Annotated in this window: 9 protein-coding genes; 7 read left to right on the top strand and 2 right to left on the bottom strand. The window is 57.6% G+C overall.

Annotated features, from left to right (window positions below):
• The 5 genes from PA598K_RS37775 to PA598K_RS05800 all read left to right on the top strand — a co-directional run.
• Positions 1-382 (top strand): LacI family DNA-binding transcriptional regulator (locus PA598K_RS37775; protein WP_260405283.1); only part of this gene is annotated, 382 nt, incomplete at its 5' end.
• Between the two features lie 489 nt (positions 383-871).
• Positions 872-1,495, top strand: a complete 624-nt coding sequence (locus PA598K_RS05815; RefSeq protein ID WP_128656030.1) for a biliverdin-producing heme oxygenase — start codon at positions 872-874, stop codon at positions 1,493-1,495.
• 17 nt (positions 1,496-1,512) lie between these two features.
• Positions 1,513-4,056, top strand: a complete 2,544-nt coding sequence (locus tag PA598K_RS05810; protein ID WP_128656029.1) for a diguanylate cyclase domain-containing protein — start codon at positions 1,513-1,515, stop codon at positions 4,054-4,056.
• 17 nt (positions 4,057-4,073) lie between these two features.
• Positions 4,074-4,442 (top strand): DUF423 domain-containing protein, encoded by a 369-nt coding sequence (locus tag PA598K_RS05805; protein WP_128656028.1) that lies wholly within the window; start codon positions 4,074-4,076, stop codon positions 4,440-4,442.
• Positions 4,443-4,475: 33 nt separating this feature from the next.
• Positions 4,476-6,053, top strand: a complete 1,578-nt coding sequence (locus PA598K_RS05800) for an MHYT domain-containing protein (protein ID WP_128656027.1) — start codon at positions 4,476-4,478, stop codon at positions 6,051-6,053.
• Here the strand turns inward: PA598K_RS05800 and PA598K_RS05795 are convergent.
• Entirely contained in the window at positions 6,040-6,978 is a 939-nt protein-coding gene (locus tag PA598K_RS05795) for a ribose-phosphate diphosphokinase (protein ID WP_128656026.1), read from the bottom strand. The two genes, PA598K_RS05800 and PA598K_RS05795, sit on opposite strands and share 14 nt — an antisense overlap.
• A 131-nt stretch (positions 6,979-7,109) precedes the next feature.
• Here PA598K_RS05795 and PA598K_RS37245 point away from each other — a divergent pair, with 131 nt between their 5' ends.
• Together PA598K_RS37245 and PA598K_RS05790 are read left to right on the top strand one after the other, a co-directional pair.
• Positions 7,110-7,226, top strand: coding sequence for a YjcZ family sporulation protein (locus tag PA598K_RS37245; protein WP_221414098.1), 117 nt, complete (start codon positions 7,110-7,112; stop codon positions 7,224-7,226).
• A gap of 160 nt (positions 7,227-7,386) precedes the next feature.
• On the top strand, positions 7,387-7,614 hold the full coding sequence (locus tag PA598K_RS05790; protein WP_128656025.1) for a helix-turn-helix domain-containing protein: 228 nt from the start codon (positions 7,387-7,389) through the stop codon (positions 7,612-7,614).
• Between the two features lie 120 nt (positions 7,615-7,734).
• On the opposite strand, the gene PA598K_RS37240 is transcribed toward PA598K_RS05790, so the two are convergent.
• Positions 7,735-7,922 (bottom strand): hypothetical protein (locus tag PA598K_RS37240; RefSeq protein ID WP_221414097.1); only part of this gene is annotated, 188 nt, incomplete at its 5' end.

The following is a 7,922-nucleotide window of genomic DNA, read 5'->3' as shown; positions in this document are numbered from 1 at the left end:
GCCCGCCTCGGCGCTGCGGGAATGCAGCTACCGGATCGAGGACGGCAAGCGGCAGGCAGCGGAGCTGCTCGCCTCGGACGACCCGCCGACCGCGCTGTTCTGCTGCAACGACCTGCTCGCGGTCGGCGCGCTCCAGGCGGCTCGCGAGGCGGGGCTGTCGGTGCCGGACGAGTTGTCGATCATCAGCTTCGACAACACGATCCTGGCGACCGTCACCGATCCGCCGCTGACGGCGATCGCCCAGCCGATGGCCAGGCTCGGCGCAGCGGCGGTCGACCTGCTCATGGAGGAGTTCGGCCATGAGCGCTCCGTCAAGCGCCGGATCGCGCTGCGCACCGAGCTGGTCGTACGCGGCTCGACCGCTGCCGCGCCTGCCCGGTAGCCGTAGCCACTGCGTGGCTAGCCCGGTTCTGGGGGCGAGCCGTAGCGACTGCGCGGCAAGCCTGGTCGTCCAGAAACTCCTCGATGTCGCACTCCCTTGGCGCGATCGAGCCGTCGGCCGCACGATGCCGGAGCAGGAAGACATGCACCGGATGTGCAACGAACAGTACACCCTACGAATACCGGGGCTGCTACAAAATCAGGGCACTAAGCTCGCAATCAAGCGAGCGAGTGCCTTTTTGATGATCAGCCGTGACTGTAACGCTCTCAGTGAAAGCTCTACTTTCTAGAGTTATCCAGTCCACGCCTCGGCCCACAGCCCGCCCATCCAGCCTGCCCGCACGGTTAGCAACTTTCATTTTAGAGGCCCCCGATTCCCCGTCGCACAGGCGGTTTCAGAGGTCAACGTATAGTCCGCGATCAATAGCTAGTGCTTTTGTGGAGCAATTAATGTTATAGTGGTTGTATTGCAAAAAAGGAGGCGTGCCCCATGTCGACTGCGTCAACTGTACTGACTCGTCTGCGCGACGAGACAGCGCCGATGCACCAAAAAATCGAAGCAAACGAGTATGCGGCCGCTATGATGAATAACCGCCTCACGATGGCTTTGTATAAAGAATATCTGGCTAAGTTCTATGGGTTCATCAAGCCGCTGGAGCAGCGAATGCGCGAGCTGGACGAGGCGGGCGTAAGCGCGCTCAGCGATCCGTCGCGCGACAAGACGGCCTGGCTCGTGCGGGATCTGACCGCATTGGGCCTGAGCTCCGAGGAGATTGGGGAGCTGCCGCAGTGCGACAGGCTGCCCGAGCTCGCGACCCGCGCCCAGGCGCTAGGCGCGCTGTATGTGCTGGAGGGGTCAACCTTGGGCGGTCAGATGATCACTAAAAAGCTCGCTCAGTATTTGCCCATTGATACGACCGTGAATGGCCATTACTTCAATAGTTATGGCGCGCAGACGCGCGAGCGCTGGCAGAGCTTCCGTCAAGAGCTGCTGGCGGAGGCGGACAGCGAAACCAAGGAAGTGGAGATGATCGAGGCGGCCCGGCAAACCTTCACTCTGCTGGATGAATGGATCGCATCTAGCAACGAGCGGCAGGCAGAGGAGAGAGCATAGAGAAGGGAATGGATAGGATGTCTGACGCGAGCCCCCCCAACAACAAAGAACAGCTGAATCGCACGCTACTCACGGATGGAGATTTTATCCTGCAAGATCCGATCGATCTGACCAACTGCGACAAAGAACCGATTCATATCCCCGGCAGCATCCAGCCGCACGGCGCGCTTCTGGCTGTAGCCTCGGAGGATTACGCGATCATCCAGTGCAGCGCCAACTGCGAGCGGGTGCTCGGGATTGCGCCAGAGACGCTGCGCGAGATGAGTCTGTGCGAGCTGATTCCCAAGACAGAGCTGGACAAAATGGTAACGTTGTATCGCAATCGCTCCGTCCCTTCTTCCCTCAATTACATGCACGTAACGATTCGGACCGGCAGCGGCGACAAGCCGTTTTTCGCGATCATGCACGAGAGCGACGATACGTGGATATTGGAGCTGGAGCCCGGAGATGACGAGGCGCACGCCGAGCAGCATGACTTCGAGTGGGTCCAGACATTTTTCAATATAATGAAGCAAACGAACAGTCGTCTGGAGGCAAGCCAGGTGACGGCGGAGCAGCTGCGGCTGATCCTTGGCTATGACCGCGTGATGGTCTATGAGTTCGATGCCAATTGGAACGGCAAGGTGATCGCCGAGGCGAAGAAAAAAGGACTGGAGCCGTTCGTCGGACACCACTATCCGGCCTCGGACATTCCAAAGCAGGCGCGTGAGCTCTATCTGCGCAACTGGCTGCGGACAATCGTCGACGTCAGCTATACCCCTGTGCCTGTGCTGCCTGTGCTGCATCCGAAGACCGGCAAGCCGCTTAATCTCAGCCTGTCTACCTTGCGCAGCGTTTCGCCGCTTCATATCGAGTACTTGCGAAATATGGGCGTGCAGGCGACGATGACGATCTCTCTTATCCACGAGGGCAAGCTGTGGGGACTGATTACATGCCACCACAACTCGGTCAAGTACGTCACCCATCGCATACGCAATTTGTGCAATTTCCTGGGTGGATTTTTCTCCAATGAGCTTTATCAGCGGCAGCAACTGGACGACTACCAGGAAGAGGTGGAGCTGAAGACGAAGGTGAACCGCCTCTCCGGCATCTTCATCGGCAATACGACCGCTTCGGCAGTGATGGATCGGCTGCGCGCCGAGGAGCAGTCGCTGCTCGAGCTGATGAAGGCGTCGGGAGCCGCGGTCTGTTATCAGGGAGAGCTGCTGCTGTTCGGCGCGACCCCGACTCGGACAGAGGTAGAGGAGCTGGCGGTCTGGCTGTCTTCGCAAGCGGTCGATCATGTGTATCACACCTCGCAGCTGAGCAAGGAATACGAACCGGCGCAGGAGTTTAAGCATCTGGCGTCCGGCGTGATGTATCTGGCGCTCTCTGCCGAGCAGCATGAGTTTATCGTCTGGTTCCGGCGCGAGGTCGTGCAGATCGTCGAGTGGGCGGGCGATCCGGCCAAGGCGGTCATTCAAGAGAACGACGGGCTGCGGCTGTCGCCGCGCAAATCCTTTGAGAAATGGCGGCAAGTGGTCGAGTCAACCTCGCTGCCGTGGCGGCAGATTGAGATTCGCGTCATGCCGGATTTCAATAGCGTCATGCTGAAGCGGACGGAGCATCAGCTGCTGCAGGCGGAGGAGAAGGCGCTGCTCAACATGCGCATTATCAAGGAAAATGAGAAACGGTACATGCAGCTGATGGAAATTTCCTCGGCGGCGTTTTTTACGCTGACCGACAAGAAGATCGTCTATTGCAACGAGCGGGCAGCTCGGCTGTTCCGGGCGGCAGACCATGAAGCGATGGTAGGGCGGCGTATCGACGAACTGCTCGGCGAGAAGCAGGAGGCTGCCCTGCTCGACGAGTTGGAGCGTCTGGAGCACTCTACGGAGCAGCTCTCCTCGATGCACGAGACCTTGCTGGCGTTCGACGGCTCGATGCTGCAAGTCGAGCTGACTGCGGCGCAGGTACAATTCGGCGGCATGACCTCTTACTGGATCATCGTCCGCGACCGCGAAGCCAGCCAGCGTCAGCAGGACAGCTACATTGATGTGGCCGACGAATTGCAGAAGTATATGAATATGGACCCGCTGACGGAAATTCCGAATCGCCGCTATTTCGAGGAATCGCTGTATCATGAGTGGGATCATTGTCTGGGCACGCAGCAGCCGCTGTCGCTCATGATGCTCGATATCGACAACTTTAAGATGTACAATAAGCTTCAGGGCTTCCACGGCGGCGATCTATGCCTGCAGTGGGTCGCCGATGTACTGAGCGCCTTCGGCAAGCAGCATGCGGCGTTTATCGCTCGTTATAGCGGCGGCACCTTCGCGCTCTATAAGGCCGAGACGACGCTGGAGGAGATGGCCGAGCTGGCGGAAGAGATCCGGCAGGCGGTGATGTCGGTGCAGATCCCGATGGACCAGTTGGAGATGGGGGACTCGCTGACCGTCAGCATCGGCGTCGCGTCGGCGCAGCCTACGGTGCAGCGCAGCCATGCCAAGCTGATCCGTCAAGCGGAGAAGGCGCTCGGCCAAGCCAAGCGATTCGGCAAAAATCGGGTCGTCAGTTCATGAACGGAGGAGAATAAGGGATGCAAACCTTGCTGTTGTTAGGCAGCTTTACGATGATGGCTGCGGTCATTTTGGGCGCCTTTGGCGCACATGCGTTGAAAAAGAAGCTCACGCCGGAGATGCTCGCCGTCTATCAGACGGGCGTGCTCTATCATCTGATCCATGGGCTCGGCATTCTGATCGTCGGCCTGCTGTCGGACGGAGCAGCGGCGGGCTCGCTGGCGATTGTGGCGGGATGGACCATGTTCGCCGGCATCCTGTTATTCAGCGGCAGCTTGTACGTCCTGAGCGTCACGGGCATCCGTCGGCTTGGCGCCATTACGCCGCTAGGCGGCGTGGCTTTTATCGCTGGCTGGGCATTGCTCGCCGCAGCGATCATTCAGAGTTAGCGGCTATCACCCTTGAGCGTAGGAGGTTTACCCATGGATCATGTGCACGGCAGCCATGATGCGGTACTGGTCTTATTTTCGTATGTTATCGCCGTAGCAGCGTCCTATACGGTCCTCGACCTGGGCGGGCGCATCATTGGCGCTATGGGCAGCAGTCGTTGGGGCTGGCTGTCGTTTGGGGCCGCTGTGATGGGGATGGGCATCTGGTCCATGCATTTTGTCGGCATGCTGGCGTTTTCGCTGCCGATCCCCGTCCCGTACGATATGGGGCTGGTCATCGTTTCTGTATTTGCCGCCATAGTGGGTTCTTTTTTTGCCTTAATCAGTGTCAGTCACCCCCAATTGCAGCTTCGGCGTCTCCTGGTAGGCGGCGTGACGCTGGCCGCCGGGATTTCGAGCATGCACTATATCGGGATGGCGGCGATGCAGGTTCATATTACGTATGACCCGCTGCTATTTGCATTGTCGATCGTCATCGCGCTGGTCGCTTCGATTGCCGCGCTCTGGCTTGCCTTTTATTTCCGTCAGGCCAATGGCAGGCGTGAGATTTGGAAGAAGCTGGGGAGCGGCTTGATCATGGGCACGGCCATCGTCGGCATGCATTACACCGGCATGATGGCGGCCCAGTTTGAGCTGCTCAGCCACGGGGAGATGTCCGGCGGCATCCTGCTCCAACAGACGACGCTTGCTTATACGATTTCGATCGGCACCTTGGTCACATTAGGCTTGTCGATGCTCGGCATCCTCATCTCCAATCGTTTTTTGCAGAAGGACAGTCAGCTGCAGCGGCAATCGGATGAGATCCGGCTCAAAAATCAGGAGCTGCAATTGCTCAACAACCATCTGGAGGACTTGGTCGCTCAACGTACGGCGGAGCTGGAGCAGGCACATGACGAGGCGATCAAGGCGAACATGATCAAGAGCCGCTTCCTGGCCAATATGAGCCATGAGCTGCGGACGCCGCTAAATGCGATCATCGGCTACAGCGAGATGCTGATGGAAGATATGGAGGAGCTCGAGCAGCCGCAACTGGTGGAGGATCTGGAGAAGATCCGACGGTCCGGCAGTCATCTGCTCATGCTCATCAACGACATCCTGGACATCTCGAAGATCGAGGCGGACAAGATGGAGACCTACCTCGAGGCATGCGACATCGCCGCCATCCTCAGGGACGTCGAATCGACCGTCACGCCGCTTATTCGAGCCAACGGCAATACGCTGGAGGTCGAGTATGCGGCAGGGAATGTGATGGCGGATGAAATCAAGCTGAAGCAGGTGCTCATTAACTTGCTCAGCAATGCGGCCAAATTTACGAATGAAGGACGGATCAGTCTGCGAGTGAGCGAGGTAGAGCGGAAGGGACAGGCCGGATATCTGTTCCGGGTAGCGGATAGCGGCATCGGCATCGAGCCGCTGCAATTGGCGAAGCTGTTCGAGCCGTTTACGCAAGCTGACGCGTCGACGACCCGCCAGTATGGGGGGACCGGACTGGGATTAGCCATTAGCAAACATTTCGTAGAGCTGATGGCGGGCGTGCTGGAAGTAGACAGCACGCCGGGAGAGGGAAGCGTTTTTCAATTCTGGATCCCCGCTGTCGTCAGTGAGACTTGATCAGCGTGTCGATCGAGCCGCCCTGCGTGATGATCTGGATGGCAGTAGCCAGGCGCGGGGCCATCGGGATCGTCACGAACTTGTCGGGAGATTGTCCCGGCAGCGCGATCGTGTCGGAGACGACCACTTCATCGATATTGGGGTTGTCCAGCTTTTGCAGACCGTCAGCCGAGAAAAGACCGTGCGTCGCGCAAACGTAAGCGTTGCGGGCGCCGTTTTTTTTGAGCGCCTCGACGACGTTGACGATGGTGCTGCCAGTATCGATCAGATCCTCGATGATGATCGGCGTCTTGCCCTCGACTTCGCCTATAATATGAGTGATCTCCGAGACGTTATGGGCTGGACGGTTCTTGATCATGATGGCGAAGGGACAATCAAGACTGTCGGCGAGCTTCTCGGCCGTACCGGCGCGTCCGGCATCGGGCGAGACGACGACCGGGTTGACGATGCCCTTGTTGCGCAGATAGTCGGTGATCAGGTCGAGTGCCGTCAGATGGTCCACCGGGATCTCGAAGAAGCCCTGGATCGGATCGGCATGCAGGTCGATGGTGACGAGCCGATCGGCGCCTACCGAAGTCAGGATATCGGCGACCAGCTTGGCCGAGATCGGCTCGCGCGGCGCTGACTTGCGCTCCTGTCTGGCATACCCGTAATACGGCATGACAAGGTTGATCGTTTTCGCCGAGGCGCGCTTGGCGGCATCGATCATGATGAGGAGCTCGACCAGATTTTCATTGACGGGGTGTGAGAGCGATTGGACGATGAAGACGTCGCAGGTCCGGATCGATTCCTCGTAGCAGACGTGGATTTCGCCGCTGCTTTGGCGAGAAATTTCGACCTTGCCGAGCGGTATGCCGATACTTTTGCATATCTGCTCCGCAAGAGGCCGATTGGATGAGCCGGAGAATAGTTTGAGTTTGTGCATTGGACCTCCTAACGGATCTTAAGTAGTTCGTTGCTGGTTGTTATTATACCATATTAATTGCCGAAACACCCAGCCCAATGGCCGTTTGCCGCATATGCTGTGGCATAGCCTAACAAAAGGAGGAACCACATATGAGCAATGCTGTAGGCGGCTATGGCGGTCACGGCGGTTTCTATGGCACGTCGACCGGTGCGATTCTTGTTCTCTTCATCCTGCTTCTGATCATCTCCTGCACCTTCCTTTACTAGTCTGTCGCAAGCCCCTCCGTCAGCCTGAGTTGGCGGAGGGGAGAAGAAAATGTACTACTATAGCATATCTATTTACCTTTGTAAATAGGTAAATTAAGGTTTGGTCTTTACTAGCTGGACAAGGCATGTTATGGTTGGCAATATGAGGTGATTTTTTAAGATGAAACGCGAGGACTTAATCCGTACGATACGCCAGCATGTTATGACTGCCTCGGCAGCTAGCGAATATCTCCAAATCTCCAAGCAGAGTCTATCCTCGCTGGTCAAACGTAAAAAGCTGACGCCTGTTCTGGAAGAAGGCTCCGTAAGACTCTTCCTGCGAGGCGATGTGGAGGCGCGCAAGGCGCTGGCGGTTGAGCTTCGAGAGAAATATCGGCCATATGAGTGAGACGGAGCTGCCGTCTGCCTGCCAAACACGAATTGAACTTGCCAGTGACGGCACTAAAAAACCCTGCTTCGTTATAGCGAAGCAGGGTTTTTTAGTGGGCTACTGCCTTCGCTCGGCAAGCTAGATGATGCTCTTGTGCTGACTGCATGCCCGCGATAGCCAGATGAGTTCGATTAACGCCATCGCAGTCGTTCGAACGAAACTTTCTTTCGCTCCAGGTCCGAAATGCGCCGCCACCGGCGTTCGAACGAAAGTTTCTTTCGCTCCAGGCCCGAAATGCGCCGTCACCGGCGTTCGAACGAAACTTT

The organism is Paenibacillus sp. 598K (assembly GCF_003851045.1).
In the GTDB taxonomy this organism is placed as follows: Bacteria; Bacillota; Bacilli; order Paenibacillales; family Paenibacillaceae; genus Paenibacillus_D.
Note: the sequence above shows the minus strand (reverse complement) of the source record. Positions and strands in the feature narration are given on the sequence as shown.